This window comes from Calyptranema fuscum S582 (assembly GCF_055793305.1).
Genome location: NZ_JBSLYH010000026.1, coordinates 44612 through 67653 on the forward strand (window position 1 = coordinate 44612; position 23042 = coordinate 67653).

Sequence of the window (23042 nt, forward strand, 5' to 3'; positions counted from 1 at the left end):
TTTATTTTGTTGCTAGCCCCTAAATTCCTCAACTAAAATCTCGTTTCAAACTCTAAGACTGCCTGTGTGTCGCCAGAAAGGTTGGTAGAGCCACGCAGCAGGAACTCGTCACTCAGCCGATAGCGGATGTTGAACTGGGTGGGGATGCTGTCGTCGGTGAGAATTTGCAGGGCTGAGATGGAGATGTCGCTGGTGATATCAAAGCCAAGTTCGGCGGCAATGCCAAACGAAGAGGTGCGATCGCTCGATGAACTGATACTCGTGGGGAAGAGGCGGAAATCACTCAATCCCAGTGTATTAGCAATCAGGCTTTGAAGGTTGGTTAACAGGGCAGAACTCGCCAAATTGGCGATCGCCAATACCCCATTCCCTTGCCCCAGGGTATCGACAAAACTACCACCCAGGAGGGCAATAATTTCGTTTTCAGACCGACGCGGGCTACTGGTCAGTTCTAGATTGTCAAAAATTTGATCGGCTGGACCTCTGACATTGGCTTGCACCCGCACGGTTTCCAACGTGCCGAAATCGGTAATGGGGCGATCAGCAATTTCCGATGACGAGAGGGAGGTGGTGGTTTGAAACGGATTGCGGTTCACTTCGGGCACTGAGGTTGTCAGTTGGACATCGACATAGGGATTTAACCCAGAACTGCGCGAGAAAGTCGCTCTGCTGTCGTATCCTCTTGCCAAATTAAATTGAGTCGTAAACAAGTTGACCTGACCACTCAACAGGTTAACCGTTCCTTCGGGACGCAAATCATCGAAGCTGCCATTGACGTTGAGATCGCCCCGCACAACAAAGTTGAGCACGGGTTGGCGGGTGACGAGTAGATTATTACCCAGAGTCAGGCGGAAATTTTCCAGGCGGGGTGAAAAACCGGAATCGGCGTCATTCGTGGCTGGCGCGGCGGTGGAAACAACGGTAGTACCGCTGGGGATAATCACCCGACCATTGCTTAAGACCAGCCGTCCACCAATCAGCGGAGCAAAAGCACTGCCCGTTACCAACACCCGACCATCGGCTTTGCCTCTGTAGAGGTCTTCTCCATTGGGACCCGGATAGTTTAAGACCAGTCGATCCATGCTCACCAAGAGCGGCTCTAAGCTGGTGCCATCGTTATGAACAGCACCCGGAAAAATCGGTAGATCGCCCTGAATCGCGACTTCGCCCCGGCTAAACTGCCCTTGCAACTGGGCAACGTGAATGACGGTGGAATCAAACAAAATTTGCCCATTAATCGCGGTGATGGGTTCGGGTAAAGCCTGGACTCCGAGTTCGGCATTGCTGAGTTGGATCGTGCCAGTGACCGCAGGGCGCTCCAGGGTACCGGCAACCACGACATCCACCGCTCCTTCTCCTCCTCCCCAGGTCAACTGGCGACGGCTGAGAACATTGAGCAGTGCCAGCCCTTCATTGCGAACATTGATATCGAGAGCCAGGTCAGGGGTGAGATTAATGTCTGGTAGCAGGTTAATTCCTTCCTGTTCTGGATCGGTATCCATGAATGCCAGCGGATACGGGACACTGCCGACAACCTGAAGCGGTTCGGGACCACTAATTGCCATTCTGCCGTTGAAGCTGAGGCGGGCGTCGTCGTATCCAAACGTGGCTTGGGCTTGTTCAACCGGGGTTTCGTTGAGGGTGGCATCGCTGAGACCGAGTTGACCGATGACTTGAGGATTTTTGATGCTGCCTGCCAGGGTGGCGCTGCCGTTGAGATTGCCCGTCAAATCTACGGGGAGATTGATTAAATCTTGAAGCGGTTCAACTGGAATATTTTGTGCCCGTAGCTGTCCCGATTGTTGGTCGCCCCCCACCTGCCCAGAAAACGAGAGGAAGCGATCGCCCGTTTGCAGTCGCACCGGAAATAGCGTCAGAATGCCATCGGCAAAGTTCCCATTGGCAACCACTTGAGCCACTTGATAATCGTCGCCCCAATTCCAGTTTTCGCCGTTGATATTGAAATCTAAATTCACCCCTGTTTGCACCGACCCGCCCAGCTGAATGCTGCCGGTAAAGGTGCCTTGCAGCTTCGCCAGTGCCGGAAGAATTTCTGCTTCTTCCTGGCGATCGCGTTCTTGTTGCACCAGGGCAACGATTTCAGAGAATCGGCGCAATTGATAGAACAACGGTCTGCCTGTGACATCGATCGGCACAGTTGGCACATCGGCGGCATCGTTATAGGTGGGCGTTTCAACGCCTCTGCCAAAGTCACCGAGGTCAAAATATTGCAGCGCCGTCAATACATCCTGAACATCACCCCGATCGACGATGATTTCTCCTCGAACATTGGGATCGGCACTGGCAAGATTGACGCCGACGTTAATCAGATAGCGGCTATTGTCCAACAACAATTCGCCTTCGGTGACGCTGGCAACGCCATTGACATAGCTGATTCTGCCCTCAAAACTATCCGCATCGATATAGCCCAACGCTGGATTGGCGATCGCCACTGCACCGACAATCTGAGGATTAGACAGGTCGTTGATATTCACAGCAAAGTTGCCGTTGACAATGCCACCGATGGCACCGAATCCCTGTTGGGCAGCCGGGGCGTAATTGAGCGCCAGCAACGGAAAGTTGCGGACTTCTGCCTGAAGAATATCGCCCTGACGCCTGCCTTCTGCGGTGATGTCGCCCTGGACTAAGGCGAAGGTCACCGGACGGTTTTGGTTATCGAGATTGACAGCAATGCGATCGCGATCGCCCCTGAGATCGGCGTTTAACCCGCGTTGGGTACCGTAGCGAATTGCGCCGCTGAGCAAGGGTTCAAAGGTGATCTGATTCACCTGTAAGCGTTCGAGTTGGAGATTCCCGGCAACGAGCAGATCATCCAGTGTCCCTGTGACTTGACCTGCAAAATTTGCCTGCCCTGCCAGTTGCAGTTGGGGTGGCAGCGTCACGGGTAAGGATGCCAGACTGTAATCGTTCAGGCGCACGTCAAGATTAAGATTGCCGATGCCGGGGGCACCTTCTCCCTCCAGCCGAGCCGCAATAAAGCCGCTGGCATCCAGTCCGGGAGCGGTTGCCCGATCGATCTGCAAGCCTTCGCCTGTCCACTGAAGGGCGGCTGTCAGGGGGCGATTGAGTCCGGGCAGACCGTCCGACAGCCGTACATCTCCCGTTGCCCGAATCGTACGGGGGCTGAGGTTAAATAAATTGCCTGTGACTTGAATGGTGCCGTCAAATAAACCCGATAGGTTGCTGGCAAATTGGTTCAGCCGCACCCCGGCAATCGTCACCGCCGCCTGTAAGCGTCCGCCAATCGAGTCGGCTCTCGCCGTGACGGTGCCACCTGCCACTTGCAAGGTTGTATTGCGAGCCTGAATGCGATCGCCTGCGATCAACAATTCCCCTTGACCGGGATAGGTGCCTTCTGGAGCACGCCATTGGATCGTTGTTTGAAAGTTAGAGTACGTCCCTGCCACACGCACATCCGCTGCCACCCGACCGAGGCGGACGCTGGCATTGTTGAAGCCGTAGGGACGAGCGACGGTATCTCCGGGGATATCGCGGGCGATCGCATTAAATGCCAGGGTTTGGGTGGCAAAGACGATCTGTCCATCGCCGACCACCTGACCTCCGGCAGTCGGAGTTGCCAGAACCTGGTCGAAGGTCAACCCTTGCGGCGTCACTGTAAACTTGGCTTGTACCGATCTGAGATCGACCCGATCGACCCGCACCGTTTGCGTATTCTCAGCGGTTCCTGTCAGAAGCGGTTCCGGCAATGCCCCGGTGAGACGAATGTCGGAATTGAATGCCCCACTCAGGGCAACTGGCGTGCTGAGCGAAAAGGTTTTGAGAATATTGGCAACGGGTACACCTCGAACCTGGGCAGTCAGATCATAGCCCTGATCTAAATCGATTGACCCGGCGGCAGTTGCCGGAATTTGCCCATAGATAGCCTGCACTTCTTCTAAGCCGATGCGTTTGCCCTGAAACCGCAAGCGTCCGCTGGCATCGGTGAATTGGCTGGGTACCCCTTGAATTGTGGCGATCGCATCTTGAAAGCGTCCTGTCCCATTGATACTGGCAATTTTCCCCTCATGGAAGGCAAGCTCTAAATTACCCCAGACTTTTCCTGCCTGAAGCGCTAGCGGCACCGGGATCAACGTGAGGACGTCTGAACCCTCCAGATTTTCAGCCTGGATTGCTAGTTTAATATCTTGCGATCGCAATAATGCTTCACCGCCAAGTTCGACTCTGCCGCCTTTTTTCGGTAGGGCGATCGCCTCAAAGGTAATGTGTTTGTTGTCATCCTGAAACGATGCCCAACCATTCACCTGCTTAAACACAACCTGGATCGGAACTGGCGCGTTCCCCTTAATATCGGTCGAGGTTGTATCTTCGGTAATCGCTTCGCCCGTGGGGCTGTTTCCATTCGGGTTTGCTTCAGCTGTGGCTTCCGGACGGTCTACTGTATCGGTATTTCCAGCCGCATTGCCATTTGCATCGCCACTCGCCGCAGGCTCTGAGGCATCCGAGGCGTCCGGCTGTTTCTGGGACTTTGGAAACGGAGCCAAGATGACCTCAGCATTGTCCACCTCAATCCTATCGAGCTGGGTTTTAATAAACCCAGATGATTCTTTAGTCTGGGGCTCAATCTCGATCCAGCGACCATCCTCAGTTTGATCGATGTACACCTGGGGATTAATCAGCCGGATGTTGAGACCCACCCGTCGCGTCCATAAACCTTCTAGCAGATTAAATTGCACCTCGACAGCTTCGACGGAAGCCTGATCGTGATCGGTAGCCGTCTCAGGCAGACTGGAAGGACCCAGGCGCAAACTCGATAAACTGACGCGTTCGACCGTTCCTAACTCGATCGGGCGATTCATTGTATCGGATAGACTGCTTTCGACCTCGGGCACCAAATCTTCGTAGATAAACACCCACCCTCGCCATGCCCCGACAGCAATGCCAACCAGGACAACTGTACCCACGCCCAAACCGATGCGTCGCCGACGGCGGCGACGACGCGATCGCCGTTCCCGTAAGGCTTCTGCCTCATTTACCGATTCCGATTCATTCTCTGGGTTAGGAGAGTTGGTCATGTTCGCCCTTATCCTGCCGATTCGAATGACTGCTATGGCTACCCTGATCAGACACTAAAAACCTACAGTAGTTTCCTCCAGAGTTCAATTAGCCTGGAGAATTCAATCGCTAAATTGCTACACCGAGTGAAATTATACGGAGGCTGATCCCTGATCTCCATTCCCCATTACCATAGACAGGTGAACGACATTTCGACCATCTTGCCAGTCCGCGCAGTCGTCTGTGCCATCCTCCGCGATCGCCCAATGACAACCCGGCAAAATGTAAATGTCAGCCGTTATTGTGAGCTTGACAGCCTCTAAAAGCGTATGCGCGTATTTGTTTTACTGTTTAACCTCGGAACCGTGAATGAGGGCATACATACCCTCAAGCTCAAAGATACGGATCGGAATGTCGTGCTGATGTTTGAATCAGAAGACGACGCCATACGCTATGGGCTTTTGCTAGAAGCGCAAGATTTTATGAGTCCGACGGTCGAAGCGATTGAATCGGAAGAGGTCGAAGAATTTTGCGAAGAAGCCGATTACGATTGCGTGTTGGTGCCCGATGGCACGCTGGCAATTCCGCCAGAATCAAATGTAGAAAATCTCGATTGGCAACTCGAATCGACCCCTGATCAATCTCCGACTGATGGCAAACCCGATGGCAAACCAGACTTGTCTGCATCTGAGTTAGAACAAATTCGTCGCCGTTTAGAGGGGTTGTTGTGAGCAATCAACGTTTTGAGTCGGCGCATGAGTTAGAAGAACGCGGTCATTTGCTCACCGAGCAAGCCAATCCTCATAGCCAAAACCTCGATCAACTCAGCTCTCTGGAAATCGTTGAGCTATTTAACCAGGAAGATGCCCGAGCGATCGCCGCGATCGCGGCAGCAAAAGATTCTCTGGCGGCTGCGATTGACTGTATTGCAGCGGCACTGCGTCATGGTGGACGCCTGTTTTACGTCGGTGCTGGTACCAGTGGGCGTCTGGGGGTGCTGGATGCTGCCGAATGTCCGCCCACATTTTGCACCTCTCCCGAATTGGTGCAGGGCATTATTGCGGGTGGAGCTGGGGCACTGGTGCGTAGCTCTGAAGATTTAGAAGACCGGGCAGAAGATGGGGCACAGGCGATCGCCCATCGTCATATCACTGATTTGGATGTGGTCGTCGGCATCACTGCTGGGGGCACTACCCCCTTTGTTCATGGTGCCTTGCAGTCGGCTCGTCAGCGAGGCGCTAGCGTCATTCTGATTGCCTGTGTACCCGCAGAACAGGTGAGTGCCGAGGTGGATATCGATATTCGCCTGTTGGTCGGTCCCGAAATTTTGGCAGGCTCGACTCGCCTCAAAGCCGGAACCGTGACGAAACTGGCGTTAAATATTCTCTCGACCGGGGTTATGGTGCGGTTGGGCAAAGTCTATGGCAACCGCATGGTCGATGTCGCCGTGACTAACAAAAAACTGCACGATCGGGCATTGCGCATTCTCCAAGACTTGACGGAGTTGAACCGAGAAGCCGCTGCCGTTTTGCTCGAAAAAAGCGGTCGTCGGGTGAAATTAGCATTACTGATGCATTGGACAGGGCTGGACGCAGAGGCAGGCGATCGCCTGTTAGAGATGCATCAAGGTAATTTACGACAAGCGGTGCTGAGTCACTCCATTTAAGATTTTTATATGCTGAAATCGCTGAATGTTTCTTGAGGAAACGCTCAGTGATTTCAGCTATATGGGGAAATTTCCTTCCCAACCGTTAAATCCAAAATTGTGTCAATGCCAGTTATACCGAATCTCCGTCCGTCACTTTCCTGTGAAATTTTGCTCTATTTTTTATGAAAAGCCTTATCGAATCTGGCTTTCACAGATACAACTAGAGATTATGGTTTAACATAGAATAAATGTTGGGTGTCAGTGTATTTACGCTATTTCTCATTGCCTCCCCGTAAGTCAAGACTTACGCATTCACATCCTAATGTGCTGCAATAGCACGTAAAATAATCTCTTTCAGGGGCATCCGGCTGAGCTAGATCCGGCAAGCACTTGTTGAATCTGGCGGTTTATATCTATCTCAGATAATAAAAAGTGCTTTTTTGGGGCAAGTCCTTGGTGCAGGTCTGAGTCAATAGAGTTTGAAACTTAGGATCACACATCCAATAAAACCCGGACATTTGTTTTGGGAAGTGCGGCGACGCTGCGCTGCCGAACGTGAAGTTCTGGTTTTATTCAATTCACGATCCTTAGAAGGGTTTGGTCAAGCTCGCCTTTAGGGGAGGGTTTTACCGCTTTGACCCGACGTTTCGAGATCTATTTTCAGACACATGGATGACATTTACTCCCATCCTGGTTTAGACGTGTCGCGCGCTGCGTGCTACTTCTAGACCAGGGTTGCAGATTTATTCATGAGCATCTGGGTCAGGCACCGAACCTGTTTTTCATTGAAGATCGGGCAGTTTGTCTGCGATGAACGGTCCGGTCTGAGAGCTTATCTGAAAAGTTGATGATTTGTGCGATTCGGGAACGAACCATCAACCCCTCTCATCACTTTTCGCATAGGCACTTAAAACAGGCTCAGTCCAAATATTGACTTTTCAAAAAAGCATTTGCATTTCTGCTGATCTTGGATGATAGCTTGATAGGTTTAGGATAGAGCCAAAGCAAACATTGGGCTGCATCTACTAGTATCTGCGTACGGTCTTGGATAAGTAACTCAGTCAGATGCCATGCCTTAATTGGCTCTGTTATATAGGGCAGAGGAATGGTTGGAGATGATCACCACATTAATTTTATTAGCAGCATTGGGCATTTTGGGTTGGGGGTTTTATCGCGCCAGACCCTTTGGTAAGTTGGGCATTTTGGCTTGGCTTCAGTCATTCACTTTAATGGCTCCCTGGCTAATTATTTTTGGTTTGACCATAGTTGGGGTCTATCTAAACCTGGCAGGAATTTTATTTCTATTTGTAACGTCGATCGGCTTATACATTTTCTTAGGGAAGCGGTTGCGAGCAATAGGGGCAGATGCCGGTGTGCCCAAGACATTTTCCACAGCTCTTTCGAGTGAAGAGTCCGATCTGCGATCGCTTGATCCGGAGGCTAGCTCTGATTCATTTGATCCAGAGGCAGTCAAGTTTGCAGATGGCAAGGTGGATGACACCCTAAAAGAGACGCAGCCAGCCGATGCGGCACCTGAGCTATTGCCTATTCCCGCTGAAGATTTGACTCTGATCAAAAGTATTTTTGGGATTGATACCTTTTTTGTCACCGAGACGATTCCCTATCAGAATGGGGCAATTTTTCGAGGAAATTTGCGGGGAGAAGTAGAAGACACGTTTACCCGACTTTCGAGTCATCTTGCGGATAAATTGAGCGATCGCTACCGTCTATTTTTGGTAGAGGGACCCGATGGTAAGCCTGTGGTCGTTGTGTTGCCGAGTGCGAATGATCCAAAGCCAACGACCGTTTTGCAAGCCATGGTTGCAGCCATGCTGGCATTGGCGACGATCGCGACCTGCATGGAAGCGTCCGGCTTTTTATTAGGGTTTGACCTGATTGGCAACGTCAGTCGATTTCATGAAACATTGCCGATCAGCCTTGGCATTATTGCTATTCTGGCGGCGCATGAGTTGGGGCATCGTGTATTGGCGGCACGACATCAGATCCGGCTAAGCCCACCCTTTTTCATCCCAACCTGGCAAATTGGGTCATTCGGTGCGTTAACCCGATTTGAATCGTTACTCCCCAATCGTTCGGTCTTGTTTGATATTTCATTTGCCGGCCCCGCTGCGGGTGGTCTGGTGTCCCTGGCAATGCTGGTGGTCGGGTTATTGTTATCCGGTCAAGGCAGCTTATTCCAAATTCCGTCTGATTTTTTCCAAGGGTCAATTTTAGTCGGAACGTTGGCGCGAGTGATTTTGGGTGATGTGTTGCAACAACCGTTGGTGGATGTTCATCCATTGATGGTGATGGGGTGGCTGGGGTTGGTTGTGACGGCAATCAACCTGATGCCTGCCGGACAACTCGATGGCGGGCGCGTTGTGCAAGCGATCTATGGACGTAAAGTCGCAGGACGAACAACGATCGCAACGTTGGTGCTATTGGGGTTGGCGGCGTTGGTCAACCCACTGGCACTGTATTGGGCAGTGGTCATTTTATTTTTGCAGCGAGATCTGGAAAGACCGTCGCTCAATGAATTGTCCGAGCCAAATGATGCTAGAGCTGCCCTGGCGCTACTGGCACTGTTTTTAATGCTGGCAATATTACTACCGTTGACCCCCAGTTTGGCAGGTCGTCTTGGTATTGGAGGTTAATTTATGGCAGCTCTCCCTCCCGTGATTTTGGTTTTAGATATTAACGCTCTATCGACCGCAACTCCGCGAGAATGGTTGGAGTTTAGTCGGGTGGGGAGTTGTATTATTCCGCAGGTGGTGTATGAAGAGATGAAATTTCTCTTCGATCGCTCTCCAGACCCCGATCTAGAGCGAATCGCCCGAGAATTTAATCGATTTTATGCCACCAGTGGCTGGAAAATTAGTGAAGCCCATGCCCATCATGCTGTTTTGAAGTCGGCTTCAGGGCAATCGCTGACCAAGCGTGCCAGGGTGTCGCTGGCGGTCGGTCGTTGTGCCTATGCGATTTCTCAAAGTTTTCCTGCCAGTCTGGTGGTGTTGGTCAGTAGCGATCGCACCATGCTCCAGCGGATTTACGATATCCAGGCGTCTAATCTCTGTGCCGTGACGGGGCAGTCGTTGTTGCAATGGTGCCGTACAGGTCAACGTCCCATTGCGGTGAGTCAAAAGCTACAACGATTGCGGGTTGAAAGTGGGATGCCACCCAATTCTGGTTTTAACACAGGCTTCACCACGGGTATCAAATCGGGGATGCCGCAAGTAACATCGCAATCTCGATTGAACTCATCACCGATGCCTTCGACATCCACTACACCGTCCTCTCGCCTCACCTCAACCCACCCCTCTCGGATCACAGCGACGCGCAAAAGTAACACGATGATCCGAGAGACATCCAGCACTTCTGACAGCTTGCGGCAATTGCTTTCGTTGTTGCTGGCATTGGGTGGGTTAGCGGTCTGCGTTTGGCTGGGGTGGCTGTTGATTCGCTCGATTCGCGCCGATGATTTGAACAAGCCCATCGGTCCTTCAGCCAGTCACACTCCTGACGCTACACTCACGATAGCTACAAAACCCGACCCGGCTGGATTGATGCCGCTCTTGAGCCATGCTGTTTCATAGGGGCGCAAGCATTGATGGTGATGTGTTGAAAAAAAAAGGCGCTCTGCGCCTTTTTTTTCAACACATCACCATCGGGGTTCTGACATTACCAACCGTCTGTCTGGGCGTCGGTGTCATACCAAATCTCTAGATCTAGCTCATTGAGATACATCAGCGCACTCTGAATCTGTTTCATCGGTCCCTTGATATCTAAATCAAACCAGCCATCAGCCCGCGCATCTGCCCCCAATAGGGCTGCCAAAATATTGACTGTCACTCCATATTCAGAAATGAGATGGGAGATCACGGGTTCCTGGCAATAATCTTTGGGAATCCGAAGACGGATGCGAGTTTGAGCGTAACGATTATCGTCTGCGTCGGCAGGACGTTGGGGCGTCGAACTCAATATTTTAGTGACGTTGGGGTTGGGTTGGGTCGCGTTGTCAGATTGAATCATCGCCAATGCCTCCTGGCTAAGATTAGCTCTCCATCGGAGTCGCGTTTTGCTGGATGAATCTCTTCATCGTACTCTATTCAGGTCATAAAGTACAGTAAATCTATCGGCAAACCGTATTTTACCAGCCCCAAGTGCCTGTACTGCCTTTAAACGGCCCTACGATGTCCTGGGTAATCCAGCCGCCATAAAAGTCTCCGGGTTGCGCCTGCACCAACTCGCCATCGACATAACAAGCTTCCATGCGACTGGGGTAAACTGCCACGTAATCTTTGATGCCAGCAAATGCATGGGTTGGGTCGGGGTAATACCAGGCAACATTTTCAGCCCGTTGATCGCCAACGGTCACTGTGTAATAGGCAGCCTGTCCTTTCCATTCGCAAAAGGTTGAGCGGGGCGTTGGGATGAAACAGTCAGGTTTCAGGTCTTCCGGGGGAATGTAATACACGGGCGGATGGCTGGTTTCCAAAACCCGCTTGGCACGGTGAGTATCGGCAATAACAACGCCGTTAAAAACGATCTGAATATGTTTGGTCGAGTCTTCTAATCGAGGGGGGCGGGGGTAGTCCCAAACAGATTCTTGTCCGGGCTGAGGGGGAATGCGTTGCGGTCTCATAGGGTTGTTGATGAATCGGAAGAACTGATTAGACCTCTTGCAGATTAGTTTGGGCGGGGGCAAAGCCCCCGCCCAAACTAATCCAAAAAACTTAATTTTCGAGAGGTTTATTATAGGGTAGTGCGAAAACAGGGGTTGGGGGTGGGGTAGACCTGTCTTGCCTGTGATCCCTACCTATCGGTCTACAAAACCTGTACCCGCTTCAAGTTATGATTGGCAAATGAGTATTTGATCCCCGCTTTTTCTGCTGAGGTTTTATGAAAAGATTTTTGTCTCGCCTGCTTGCCCTGACTTTGATGCTAGTCGTTGGCTTGATGGGTTGCTCTGCCTCACCCAGCGGACTTACTGGTAGCTATCGGGAAGATACTCTAGCCGTGGTGAGTAGCCTGAGAACTGCCATTAATCTGCCGGATGGTTCGCCTGATAAGGCAGCCGCGCAAGCAGAAGCACGGCAGATGATTAATAATTTTGCATCGCGCTATCGCAGTAACCCATCGCTCACTAAATTAAGTTCTTTCACGACGATGCGGACGGCTCTAAATTCGCTGGCAGGGCACTACAGTTCGTATCCCAATCGTCCCGTCCCTGAAAAGCTAAAACTTCGCCTGGAGCAAGAGTTTGCTCAGATCGAATCGGCACTGAAGCGGGGTTCGTAGCTCCCACAGGTTAAATCGTTAAGGAAAAAAGGGAGTGTTGCTGCGCAACACTCCCTTTTGCGATCGGACTTAAGTCTCTAGGCTCTAGTGCTTTGTCCAGTATTTTCTGACGGGTGATGTGCCGCGTTTCGCGCGGCACATCACCCGTTTTAACCGTCAATTTTTAATGGACAGACCACTGGTGGGTAAGCTGAGTGTCATCCATCCCGATCCATGGCTGTTGCGTTGGCGATCGCATTTTCCTGAGGAGCGTGAATTAAATAACATTGACCATGGCATCGTTTTCAGGAGCGAACGACCGTTCGCCCCTGAAATAAATCATCGACGTGATTTATAGCAATCGTCGAGATGGTTAAATCAGGAGGTTGTGTGAGAACCCGCGCGGAGCGCGGGTTCTCGCACAATTTCTTGAAAGTCTCTAATAAGCGATCGCGCTGCCCTGAAGACCGATGTACAAAAATGCCATCAGTGCGAACAATCCGCCCAGGATCAGACTTTTGCGAAGAGTGCGAGGTAGTTTCATCGGGATATTGTCAAACGGTTATTGCGGAACGGCTACTGCGGAACAATAACTTGCAGTTCTTTTTCCATTTGATACCGACTGGTCAATTTATTCAACTGTTGCACCAGCAGACTGAGGAATAACCCCACATCCGTCACAACACCAACCGATTCTACAGAACCGCGATCGCTCAGCTTGGTCACAACTGCCGGGTTAATATCGACACACACCATCTTGACACCCGCTGGCGTCATATTGCCGACGCCGATGGAATGCAGCATGGAAGAGAGCATCAGAATCAGATCGGCTCCTTGAATCAACCGAGCATAGTCGGATTGGGCTTCTAGTAGATCCATTTTAGTATCGGGTAGGGGCCCATCATCCCGGATAGAGCCTGCAAGAGAGAAAGGCACATCGTGCTTGACGCATTCATAAAACACGCCACTGGTAAGAACGCCTTGCTCGACGGCATTGGCAATACTACCGCACCGCCGAATGGTATTAATGGCTTTGAGATGGTGCCGATGTCCGCCGCGCACCGAGACGCCCCGCTTCATGTCCATTCCCAAAGAAGTGCCCATTAACGATTGTTCGATATCGTGAACGGCGATCGCATTGCCACCCAAAAGGGCTTGAACATAACCATCTCGGATCAACCCAGACAGATGCTCGACCCCTCCCGTGTGAATGACAACGGGGCCTGCTACTACGACCACTTTGCCACCCTGATCGCGGATTTTACGAAGTTCCCAGGCAATTTGCTCGACTACTAATTCCACACGCCGTTCACTGGAAACGCCAGAACCCATGAAGCTAAATTCTTGGGCATTGCGTTGCTCACGCGATTCGGTCTTGCGAATGGTGCGAATCCCTTCTACCCCAACAATGACGCGATCGCCCTGTTTGAGATCGCGCAATAGTTTACATTCTGCAACCGCACCCTCGGGTGAATCAGAGACGACGATCGCGCCATCCATGCGCTGATTGTTGACCTTGATCCACTGACAGTTAACCCGCACCTCTGTCGGATAAATCGTTGTCACGTAGAAGTCATCCGGTGCCACGCCATCTTGCAACACCACTTCTAGAGGGTTGTCGCACACTTCTTGAGGTCTGGGCACAGCTCCCATATCAATCAGTTGCATCATGATGGTTTCCATCACGTCATGGGAAGGAGCCAGTACCTTCACTTCTGCTGAAGACGTACTTTGCCGTTGTTCTCCCAGGCTGAAATTGAGCACCTGGAAGCTACCGCCCCCTTCCACAATCAAATCGAGTGCCCGGTTGATCAGCCCGGAGTCGAGCAAATGCCCCTGAAGTTGAATGGTGCGGCTTTCTACGGCAGCAACCGCATGGTGAGTCGGTTCTAATGGCTCTGTGACACGCAGCGTCAGACATTTAGCAGCACCCCCTGCCTTCATAAATTCGGTCAAGGGGGTTTCAATCACCTCAAAGCCAACGTCTTCTAAACGTGCCCTGAGGCTACTGCTGACCTGATTGACCACCACAATTCGATCAATATTGACAGCATTGCAGGCAAAATTAACGGCATCCGATTCATCAATGGCAATCCGCTTATTTGCAGGAACGCGCATTTCGATCAGACGGTTAGAGTAGGCATCAAAGGCAGGTGGATAGTAGAGTAAATAGCCGCCGCCTAGCGGACAGAAGCAGGTATCGAGATGGTAGAACCGTTCATCCATCAGGCGCAAAGACAGCACCTCAATATCTAGCCACTTGGCTAACAAGGGATGGGAGTCGAGTTCAGAGCGGAAGCCGTAGCCTGCCCATAACCAGCGTCCTTCCCGATCGAGCAGCGCATCGCCCGCCCCTTCAAATGGTAAGTCTTTGGGTAGCTCATGCACTGTATAGCCCTGCGACAAAAACCATTCTTTAAAGAAGGGTTCTTCTCCCTGACGCTCTTTGTGGTAGAAGCGGCTGAGAACGACTTGATCGCCTAAAACCAAGCCTGCATTGGCAGTGAAAACCATATCTGGCACACCAATTTGAGGCTCCACCAGGTCAACAACCGCTCTATCTTTGAGAACGTGAAATAGTTTCTGCCATTGGTCTACAGCGCGATCGCGAGAGGATTTGTGAACATTTCCCTCCATCCAGGGGTTAATCACATAATCGACATCATAGTGTTGAGGAGAGCACATTAGAAAACGGATCGGAGCACTCATAAGAACCTTTTGGCAGATTTAGATGCGGTAGAACGACAAAGAATAATAGATAGGACTGACGCGGCTTTGATATGAAGGGGTGAAACCCCCAACCTCCATGCTGCAAAATTTAGTGTTTGCACCACTAGTTGTCAAAGACAGTCTTACATTTTAAGTCGGCAGGTATTTAATTTTTCTATACATCCGCTTTACAAAGTCAGGTCATGTAGACAAATCAACTAGATTTAGCCTGATCCTAGATCAGGTATGGGTATGGTGCAGCTTCGCCGCGCCACACTATATGCTGTGCGGGTTCTATGCGCCCAGCAATGACTATCTCAATCCCATTTGCACGCGCCATAGATTGGTATAGATACCCTGACGGTCTAACAAGTCTTCGTGTCGTCCTTGTTCGATCAACGTGCCGTTTTCCATGACGTAAATGCAGTCCGCATTACGAATGGTTGAAAGGCGATGGGCGATCGCAATGGTGGTTCGATTTTGGGTAATGCGCTCCAGCGATCGCTGAATGGCAGCTTCGGTTTCATTATCGACTGCTGACGTGGCTTCATCCAAAATCAGGATGGGTGGGTTTTTCAAGACGGCACGGGCGATCGCCAGCCGTTGCCGTTGTCCGCCCGATAATTTTTGTCCCCGTTCGCCCACGATCGTGTCATATCCCCAGGGTAATTGATCAATAAACTCTTGAGCTTCTGCGACTTTCGCCGCTTCTATGACGTCCGCCTGTGTCACATCAGGGCTGCCATAGGTGATGTTGTCCCAAACGGTGCCATGAAATAAAAACACGTCCTGGCTGACCAAACCGATGGCACGTCGCAGCTCGGGTAATTTCAAATCGCGCAGTTCAATGCCATCAAGTGTAATGCTGCCCGATTCAATTTCATACAGCCGCAGTAATAGCTTCACCAACGTACTTTTGCCCGACCCTGTCGAACCGACGATCGCCGTTGTCTTTCCGGCTGGAATGTGGAGAGATAAATTGTGGATCACAGGGGGGCGATCGCGATAGGCAAAGGTAATATCAGTGATCACTATTTCACCGGGAATGGCATGGTGAGAGGCGTGAGCCATCTCCTCTTTGCTTTCAAGCGCTGTTCCCTGACGTCTATTCAATGCCAGATGCCCGGAATGAATGGCGATCGGGGTATCCAGTAGATTCATCACACGGGTGGTTGACGCCATTGCCCGTTGATATTGATCCAACGTTTCACCCAGGCGTGTCAGCGGCCAGAGCAAGCGTTGGGTCAGAAAAACCAAGACGCTATAGGTGCCCACCGAAAGCGCACCATCCACCACTTCTAACCCACCAAACAACAGAGTGGCAGAGAAGCCAATCAGGATAATAATGCGAATTAACGGAACAAAGGCGGCACTTAAGGCGATCGCGCGTCGGTTGCTCTGGCGGTAGGCTTCACTTTCGTTTGTCAGGCGTTGGACTTCATAGGCTTCTGTGGTGAAGCTTTTGATCGTCATAATGCCGCTGAGATTGTTGGAAAGACGACTGTTGAGCAGGCTGACCCGTTCTCGCACATCGGCATACCGGGGGGCAAGCAGTTTTTGAAACGCAATTGAACCCCAGAGAATAAAAGGCATGGGCAGCATTGCCATCCACGCTACACCGGGTGCCAGGATAAAGAACGCACCCCCAATGACAATCACCGTCACACCTACCTGGATGACTTCATTGGCACCATAGTCTAGAAAGCGCTCAAGTTGGTTAATGTCATCGTTCAAAATCGACATCAAGCCGCCTGTGCTGCGTGATTCAAAGTACTCTAGCTCTAGTTCTTGCAGATGTGCGTAAGCATCCAATCGCAGCTCATGTTGAATGGTCTGTGCCAGGTTGCGCCAGAGGCGATCGTACGCATATTGAAACAACGACTCTAAACCCCAGATGATGAAGCTGAGGACGGTGAGGACAATCAATTGCGATCGCACATCCTGGATGCCAAACTGAGCAATTAATGAATTTTGTTGTTGCACCACCACATCCACGGCAGCACCAATCAAAGCCGGTGGAGCCAGATCAAAAATTTTATTCAGAATCGAACAGGCGATCGCCTGTTGTATTTGGCTGCGATGCGATCGCCCATATTGCATCAGTCGCTGCAAGGGTTGCTCAGAGTGCGGTGTGGTTGAGCGAGTGGTTGATGCGGGGTTGGGCTTGCGCCAACCGTTTTGCAAGTGTTGGTTTGCCAATGGATCAAATTCCCCCAGCCGCGTCTAGTGTTTGGCGTTGCTTAATCCAGCGATGGAATTGAGTGTGAGTGCCGCGCTCTGCGCGGCACTCACACTCAATCTCATGAACCAAATTAGCAATGTTTAGTGTGTTACCATTCTCGCTGTTTTGGCAGAAACCTTGCTGACGAGGATATTGTGATCTGCGATCGCGTGGAGTCTAGATTATTTTTTGAACGCCATGCAGAGCATGGCGTTCAAAAAATAATCTGGATCTAACCGCACGTAATGCGCTATTGCAAGTTGCATTGGTTTACCGGGGAAGATGGCGATCGAGCATGACATTGTCTGGGTTGTAGACTTCAACGGGTAATTGAAAATCAGCGGCAATCTTTTCTAACGTCTTTCTGAGGTTGAGTTGATGTTCGGCGACAATGGCTTGCAAATTGCGATTACCCGTCTCTCGGGCAGCGGCGATCGCATCAACATACGACCCTGCTAATTGCACTCGAATACTGCTGTTCACCGATAGCAAGGTACAAATTTGTAACTCGCCCGTACAAACTTTGGCTAACTCCGCTTCAACTCGGTTGGTGGCATCGAGGCGTTGTTGTGCCGCATCGCGTGCGGTTTTGTAAGTCGTGATGCGCGATTCCACAGCTACGCGTTGGGAGGTGCCTTGTGGAACTGTTTGCACATAGGCGATCGCCGCTGACCAGCCTGAAACTGCTTGCTGCCAGTCATATCGTTGTTCGGCAGCTTTTGCCCGCACGGCTTGCTGGTCTGCCTGTTGCAAAATTCTTGCGGTGGTTTGTTCTTGCTCAACCCGTTGATTGGCGGCATCTAATTGCGGTTGGTACGCGGCTTTGAGAGTTTGCGCCGCTTCTGCCGCCAGGGTGTGGTCTGAAATTTCATCCAGTCGCATCATCACCACCTGCCAGGTTGCTCGCACCAGTTGCCAATTGGCTAGCGATTGGGCGATCTTCTGCCGTGCTTCCGCCAGTTCTACGGTTTGTTTGACGTTGTCTAATGCTTGTTGGGCGTTTTGTTCTAGCTGCCGTTGATACTCAACTTCGGTTAAAGAGGCTTGATAGGTTTGCGATCGCTCTTGGACAAACTCATACACCTGACTCTCAGGCTGAATCTCTTCGAGTTGGGCGATCGCTTCTTGTAACAGTGTCTGGATCTCTTGCCATTCTTCTACAGAATGGGGCGCACTTTGAATTCTTTCAACCGCAACAGCGGCTTGATTTTCTGCATGAATAATGTGTTCTAGGGCGATCGCCTGCTCCTGATACGTCTGCATCAAGACCTTGGCGTTGTGCCCCTGGCTCGACCAGATGGGTATTGTTTCCAACAACGTCACGGCTTGCGTCAGATGCTGCTGGGCCAGTTCTAAATCCCCTTTGGTTGTTGCTGCTTGAACCGTCTCAATCGATTCTTGGCTAAGGGTTTGGGCATTTTGGATCTCGGGACACGTTGCCAAACTACAAGGACGAGTCAGCACGTAAGCGCCTCCTGCCAAACCCAGGACGGCTGTTCCTGTCGTCCAAACGGCTTTGCGATGCAGTTTTGTTATCCAGTGGACTTGAGTCGATCGCCCCGAGAGGGCTAGAGTTTGAATGGCTCCATAAGGCACCAGACCAACGCCAGCCTCAGACGAATGTTGGGGATCGATGTGGGGATCATGCTGGGGATCGATATCGGGATCCCGTTGGGGATCGATGTAGGGATCGAGATGAGGATCGCGAGGGATGGCAAGATCAGACCCAGACGCCGTCTCTACCGTGGGAACTGAATCCAGCGGCGTGTCAGCGTCTACATAGGGATTTAACGCAATCAAGTTGGCTGACGGTATCAGCTGACTCAATAGCGTATCCAGTTCTTCATCTCCCACCAACCACTCATCTTGAGGAATGGAGTGGGCGGCATTTCCCGATTGCCCTCGCACTTGGCATAATACCGGGTTCGGTGGCGGTGGTGGTGGTTGGATAACAAATCTACGGTGGGCGTATGGGTGTTTCTCGCCAAATATCCGGAGATAGAGAAGTACCTGTTGGGCAAACTGAAGTTGCAATGACTGGATCTTGCGTTCTAGCGTCCGCAACATTTGTTTTGAATCAACCGCGATATCCGCACTGTGCTGACCCAAAACAATCAGTCGCCCCTCTCTAAAAACGCACTGAATTCCAAGAGGACTATCTTCCAGCAAATATTGCAGCGTTGTATCTAAAGAGTGCAAATCTTTGCCGGGTATCGTCGTTTGCATATCGGTCTGTTTTCATCGAAGCAACTGATCGCTCAATTCTTCAGATGGCAAACCTGGCTTCCGGACAGTTTCAATAACAGGTCTTTTTTATGCTTAGGCGCTACGTAGTTTCCGTAGGGTACGGCTATGGATGAACTATCAAACCCGATCCATCCCTAACGATGAGTGGATAGAGATTCATTTCTCCAAGGGTTAATCGTTATCCCACTCTTCGTGACCAATCAGATCGCCAATCCGATCTCTCAATAAGAAGTCACACTTCTCTAATTCACATTCGACATATGCCCATTCCCGCGCCGGAATGTATTTGCACAGAGCATAGATGGGTTGATGACGGCTAATGGTGCCTTTGCTAACTAGCTGACGTGCCTCATCTTGGATAACGTCCATAGAATACTGAACAGACTGAAGCATGATGACTCACCCTCTGTGATTACGATTCGCTAAAAATGTAAAGGCCTGAATGCTGCAATTTGCAACTAAGTATAAAGATATATTAACTTTTAATCCTGTGGCGTGCGCGTTTGTAGTTCTCTATACTGAATCTTTCCTATTTTCACGCTAACTCATGACTTGTGACATTAATTAAGATTGCAAAAGTCACAAAATCCTGACATTTTCGATAGCTCTACCTCTCATTCAAGCAGATTTGAGCAACGGTTTGACTGATTTTAGACCTGGTGATTTAGTCAGTTTTTTTCGCATTAGCTGGATGAGTTTACTGCTATTTCACCGTCATCTCAAGTACAGAGCGCTACATCCCGTCGAGCAGAGCTAATTAAATCGCCAGTTGTTCTCCGTAAGTTTCATGAGATTTCATTGCGAACTGTATCCAATTTAGCAAATAGGCAAAACAGGACTATTCTCTGAATTTTCTGGGATTCGATGGAGTTCAGAGCTTTCAAGCCCGTGTTTGTACGGATGCAATACTCACATTTTGTTGATCTGACGTGAGGTGATGTTGATAGCGATGGCGCTGATGGACGAGTTCGGCTGCCAGTTGGATTGAGGTTTTTAGGCTAGTGGCATCGGCGATCGCCTGTCCGGCAATATCAAACGCTGTACCGTGATCGGGCGAGGTGCGAATGAAGGGTAAGCCAATAGTGGTATTGACGGCTCGATCAAATGCCATCAGTTTGACGGGGATCAAGCCCTGGTCGTGATACAGGGCTAAATAGGCATCGTGTGCGTGTGGATCTTTCTGGGTATTTGCTGGGGTGCCATACCAGGCTTGTCCGGGTCTCACCCACATCGTATCGGGGGGAATGGGACCCTCCAGATGAACGTGAGGTAAGCGATCGCCCATCTGCTCTATCCAGGGGATCAGCCAATCCAGTTCTTCTCGTCCCAGTTGTCCTTGTTCGCCGCTGTGGGGATTGAGTCCGGCGATCGCAATCCGTGGATGGGTAATGCCAAAATCTTGCTGCAAGCAGTCTGCCAGCAGTTCTAACTTCAGGGTCATCAATGCCGGGTTGAGGGCATCGGGCACCTGACGCAAGGGAATGTGGGTGGTTGCCAACAGCGATCGCAACGTCCACTGAGTATGGGGCGATCGTGCCACAAATAACATGCCAAACCGCTCTACGCCTGCCCGTTCGGCTAACAGTTCGGTTTGTCCGGGATAGAGGTGTCCGGCAGCTTTCCAGGCAGATTTGGCAATGGGTGCGGTGACGATAGCTTGAAACGTGCCTGACAGAGTTTGTGCGATCGCAGTGTCTAGCCATTCATAACTCACGGCACCACTGGCAGCCGTACCCTGTCCCAACGTTAATTGCGCCGCCGTGTGGGCATCCAGATCCAGATCCAACACCGACAGACTATCGGGATCAGCCAGTGCCAGTGGATTGGCTTGAGAGGCGTGCTGACGCAAGTGCTGATAGGTCTGTTCGAGTAATCCCCGATTCCCGACCAGGGTAATGTCACTGTTCTCTGCCAGGGTGGGATCTGCCAGAGCTTTGAGAACGACTTCCATGCCGATGCCGCAGGGATCACCAAGGGCGACCGCCAGACGAGGACGAGCGATCGCCTCTTCGATCGGACGGGCATTCATGGGCTGGGTGGTTGCTGAGTTTGCGATCGCGATTGCCATAGGGATATGTCACCAAACTGCCTTAAAATACTTTATGCGGGCTTACCCTCGTGGATCTTAAACGTTTGAGTAGTAAGGAGAATTCAGCACAATGGGCGGCGAAATGTTCAATGCAGCGATCCTCTCGTTTACCCTAATCCTGGTCGGCTTAAGCCTGGGTTTTTTACTGCTGAAGCTCCAAGGCGGCGAAGAATAATCCAATTGTGTTGGTATTTTATTGTTGGGGATGGTGTATCGCTCGCAACGCGAGCGATACACCATCCCCAACGACGTCTTTAGAGCCGGATATCTAAATTAAAAGTAATTAAAGTTTTACGGCGGGGTGCAGGGGTGGAACCCCTGCGTGGGGGCGCAGCCCCACCCCCATGTTGCAACATTTAGGGTTCGCAACACGGGGATCGGCTTAACTATCGTCGGGTTCATCCAGGTGCTCGGCAACTTCTCGATACAAATTCAGCACATGTTGATCGTTGAGATAGTAAAAAACATTGCGGCCTTGTTTGCGATAGCTCACCAAACGCATGGCTCGCATCGTCCGCAGTTGGTGAGACACCGCCGATTCACTCATTTTTACCAGAGCGGCGAGGTCGCAGACACACAGTTCTTGTAGGGCTAACGCCGACAGAATCCGCAGGCGGTTGGGATCGCCCAACAGCGAAAACAGTTCTGCCATGCGTTGGGCTTTTTCGAGATTGAGGATTTCTTTGTGAAGCAGCCGCACGTTATTGAGATCAACGGGGTGCTGGGTTTCACAGTTGATCACATCGCGTTTGGCAGATGAGGAAGCCATGGGCAGATGGTCTACAGGGTCTAAGGGCATAGGTATGGCTCTAACATCTTATTCAAGCGTAGCGGTTTGCTGAGCCAGTTGGGCGATCGCATCTCCCATGACCATACACATCCGCCAGTCCGGTAAAATATCGGCTCCCAGGCGCTCATAAAAGGCGATCGCCGATTCGTTGCCTAACATCAGCAACCACTCCAATCTGCCACAGTCTCTTTCGACGGCAAGGTGAGCGGCGTAGGTGAGTAAGGCTTTACCAATGCCGTTACGGCGATAGGACGGCACTACATACAAATCCTCAATGTATAAGCCCGGTTTGGTCAAAAACGTCGAATAGTTGTGGAAGAGGACGGCACAGCCTGTAATATCGCCGTCGTCTTCAGCGACAATGGCTTCGGCGCAGGGATGCTTGCCGAATAACGCGCTTGCCAGTTGCTCTGGTTCACCTGTAAACCGATGCAAGTAATGGTGAACATCAGCATTAGCTTTTGCCAGGTCATAGAGAGTTGCCAGATCGTCCATTGTGGCAGCACGAACGGTGGCAACCGTTGGATCTGCCATCTGGGTCAGGGCTTTACCGGCAACCCGACAGATGCGAAAGTCTTCTGCGATTTCTGCACCCATGCGGCGATAAAAGGCGATCGCAGGTTCATTCCAATCTAAAACCGACCAGGTCACTTGACCGCCCTGCTGTTGATTAACCAACCCAGCCAGATAAATCAGCAACGCTTTGCCAATGCCCCAGCCGCGATAGGCGGGCAAGACAAATAAATCTTCTAAATACAACCCCGGACGCATCGACAGCGTCGAATAGTTGGGAAAAAATAGAGCAAACCCGGCGGCTTCTCCGTCACATTCTGCTAACACAACCTGGGCAAAGGGATGATCGCCGAATAAATGCTGGGTCAGCAATGCCTCAGTGCCGCTCACAGAGTGCGATAGCTTTTCGTAGTCGGCTAAGGCTTTGATTAAAGAAAACACCGTTGGAATATCGTCCGGTGTAGCAGCACGAATGCTGAATTGAGCAGAGGCGCGACGGCTAGTTTGGGTCATG

General features: G+C 51.1%; 18 protein-coding genes and 1 pseudogene. 8 read left to right on the plus strand and 11 right to left on the minus strand.

The annotated features are described in order from the left end of the window. Positions 1-32: 32 nt before the first annotated feature. Positions 33-5054, minus strand: coding sequence for a translocation/assembly module TamB domain-containing protein (locus ACR6Z4_RS17825; RefSeq protein ID WP_479718652.1), 5022 nt, complete (start codon positions 5052-5054; stop codon positions 33-35). Positions 5055-5234: 180 nt separating this feature from the next. On the opposite strand from ACR6Z4_RS17825, the gene ACR6Z4_RS17830 reads away from it, so the two are divergent. From ACR6Z4_RS17830 to ACR6Z4_RS17850, 5 genes are all read left to right on the plus strand, one after another. Continuing rightward, the gene (locus tag ACR6Z4_RS17830; RefSeq protein ID WP_479718653.1) at positions 5235-5357 is read left to right on the plus strand and encodes a hypothetical protein; all 123 of its coding nucleotides are present in this window, start codon (positions 5235-5237) and stop codon (positions 5355-5357) included. Between the two features lie 6 nt (positions 5358-5363). Continuing rightward, positions 5364-5765: a DUF3110 domain-containing protein gene (locus ACR6Z4_RS17835; RefSeq protein ID WP_479718654.1), complete on the plus strand. Its 402-nt coding sequence runs from the start codon at positions 5364-5366 to the stop codon at positions 5763-5765. Beyond that, positions 5762-6700: an N-acetylmuramic acid 6-phosphate etherase gene (murQ, locus tag ACR6Z4_RS17840; RefSeq protein WP_479718655.1), complete on the plus strand. Its 939-nt coding sequence runs from the start codon at positions 5762-5764 to the stop codon at positions 6698-6700. The genes ACR6Z4_RS17835 and murQ overlap by 4 nt, the downstream gene beginning before the upstream one ends. Before the next feature lie 1097 nt (positions 6701-7797). Continuing rightward, positions 7798-9336: a site-2 protease family protein gene (locus ACR6Z4_RS17845; RefSeq protein WP_479718656.1), complete on the plus strand. Its 1539-nt coding sequence runs from the start codon at positions 7798-7800 to the stop codon at positions 9334-9336. 3 nt (positions 9337-9339) lie between these two features. Further along, a complete protein-coding gene (locus ACR6Z4_RS17850) occupies positions 9340-10275 on the plus strand; it encodes a PIN domain-containing protein (RefSeq protein ID WP_479718657.1) in 936 nt (311 codons plus the stop codon). A gap of 85 nt (positions 10276-10360) precedes the next feature. On the opposite strand, the gene ACR6Z4_RS17855 is transcribed toward ACR6Z4_RS17850, so the two are convergent. Together ACR6Z4_RS17855 and ACR6Z4_RS17860 are read right to left on the minus strand one after the other, a co-directional pair. After that, entirely contained in the window at positions 10361-10711 is a 351-nt protein-coding gene (locus tag ACR6Z4_RS17855) for an NIL domain-containing protein (RefSeq protein WP_479718658.1), read from the minus strand. 118 nt (positions 10712-10829) lie between these two features. Continuing rightward, the gene (locus ACR6Z4_RS17860; RefSeq protein ID WP_479718659.1) at positions 10830-11324 is read right to left on the minus strand and encodes a DUF427 domain-containing protein; all 495 of its coding nucleotides are present in this window, start codon (positions 11322-11324) and stop codon (positions 10830-10832) included. Between the two features lie 257 nt (positions 11325-11581). On the opposite strand from ACR6Z4_RS17860, the gene psb27 reads away from it, so the two are divergent. Further along, a complete protein-coding gene (gene psb27, locus ACR6Z4_RS17865; RefSeq protein ID WP_479718660.1) occupies positions 11582-11980 on the plus strand; it encodes a photosystem II protein Psb27 in 399 nt (132 codons plus the stop codon). 166 nt (positions 11981-12146) lie between these two features. Beyond that, entirely contained in the window at positions 12147-12317 is a 171-nt protein-coding gene (locus ACR6Z4_RS17870) for a hypothetical protein (protein WP_479718661.1), read from the plus strand. Positions 12318-12535: 218 nt separating this feature from the next. Here ACR6Z4_RS17870 and argZ read toward each other — a convergent pair whose 3' ends face one another. From argZ to pdxA, 5 genes are all read right to left on the minus strand, one after another. Beyond that, entirely contained in the window at positions 12536-14668 is a 2133-nt protein-coding gene (gene argZ / locus ACR6Z4_RS17875; protein WP_479718662.1) for a bifunctional arginine dihydrolase/ornithine cyclodeaminase, read from the minus strand. 312 nt (positions 14669-14980) lie between these two features. Then, on the minus strand, positions 14981-16768 hold the full coding sequence (locus tag ACR6Z4_RS17880; protein ID WP_479718692.1) for an ABC transporter ATP-binding protein: 1788 nt from the start codon (positions 16766-16768) through the stop codon (positions 14981-14983). Positions 16769-17159: 391 nt separating this feature from the next. Next, positions 17160-19115, minus strand: coding sequence for a hypothetical protein (locus ACR6Z4_RS17885; protein ID WP_479718663.1), 1956 nt, complete (start codon positions 19113-19115; stop codon positions 17160-17162). Positions 19116-19307: 192 nt separating this feature from the next. Then, on the minus strand, positions 19308-19529 hold the full coding sequence (locus tag ACR6Z4_RS17890; RefSeq protein ID WP_479718664.1) for a DUF4327 family protein: 222 nt from the start codon (positions 19527-19529) through the stop codon (positions 19308-19310). Positions 19530-20016: 487 nt separating this feature from the next. Next, a complete protein-coding gene (pdxA, locus tag ACR6Z4_RS17895; RefSeq protein WP_479718693.1) occupies positions 20017-21165 on the minus strand; it encodes a 4-hydroxythreonine-4-phosphate dehydrogenase PdxA in 1149 nt (382 codons plus the stop codon). 130 nt (positions 21166-21295) lie between these two features. Here pdxA and petM point away from each other — a divergent pair, with 130 nt between their 5' ends. Further along, positions 21296-21400, plus strand: coding sequence for a cytochrome b6-f complex subunit PetM (petM, locus tag ACR6Z4_RS17900; protein ID WP_479718665.1), 105 nt, complete (start codon positions 21296-21298; stop codon positions 21398-21400). 207 nt (positions 21401-21607) lie between these two features. On the opposite strand, the gene ACR6Z4_RS17905 is transcribed toward petM, so the two are convergent. The 3 genes and pseudogenes from ACR6Z4_RS17905 to ACR6Z4_RS17915 all read right to left on the minus strand — a co-directional run. Then, positions 21608-21994: an ArsR/SmtB family transcription factor gene (locus ACR6Z4_RS17905; protein WP_479718694.1), complete on the minus strand. Its 387-nt coding sequence runs from the start codon at positions 21992-21994 to the stop codon at positions 21608-21610. Between the two features lie 48 nt (positions 21995-22042). After that, positions 22043-22549: an N-acetyltransferase family protein gene (locus tag ACR6Z4_RS17910; RefSeq protein WP_479718695.1), complete on the minus strand. Its 507-nt coding sequence runs from the start codon at positions 22547-22549 to the stop codon at positions 22043-22045. Further along, a pseudogene (locus ACR6Z4_RS17915) lies at positions 22544-23041 on the minus strand (N-acetyltransferase family protein); the annotation flags it as partial. The gene ACR6Z4_RS17910 and the pseudogene ACR6Z4_RS17915, both read right to left, overlap by 6 nt. Position 23042: the final 1 nt, after the last annotated feature.